General features: G+C 65.3%; 1 protein-coding gene. It reads left to right on the top strand.

Annotated features, from left to right (window positions below; genetic code table 11):
- Positions 1–124: 124 nt before the first annotated feature.
- Positions 125–308: NAD-dependent epimerase/dehydratase family protein (locus J0A65_RS26910; protein ID WP_332874388.1), on the top strand; the 184-nt coding region annotated here is incomplete at its 3' end.

The raw sequence follows: 308 nt of genomic DNA, 5'->3' as shown, positions 1-308 counted from the left end.
GCCGCGTGGTGTACTCCAGCACTGGCGCAACCTGCGCCAGAGCCAGGCCGAACGCGCACTCAGTGCCGTGGCCAGCCCTGCAGCGAACGACTAAGCTCAGTTGTAACGAACAAGAGACAAGTGCATGTATCTGACTCCGCAGCACATCCTCATCGCCGGAGCCACCGGGCTCACAGGCGAACACCTGCTCGATCGCCTGCTCAGCGAACCGACGGTAGCCCGCGTGCTGGCGCCAACCCGTCGTCCCCTGGCAGCCCACCCACACCTGGAAAACCCGGTTGGCGAACTGCAGGGCCTGCTGCCGCAAC

This window comes from Bowmanella yangjiangensis (genome assembly GCF_017255015.1).
Taxonomy (GTDB): domain Bacteria; phylum Pseudomonadota; class Gammaproteobacteria; order Enterobacterales; family Alteromonadaceae; genus Bowmanella; species Bowmanella yangjiangensis.
The sequence above is the reverse complement of the archived record's forward strand: the minus strand, read 5'-3'. Positions and strand labels throughout refer to the sequence as shown.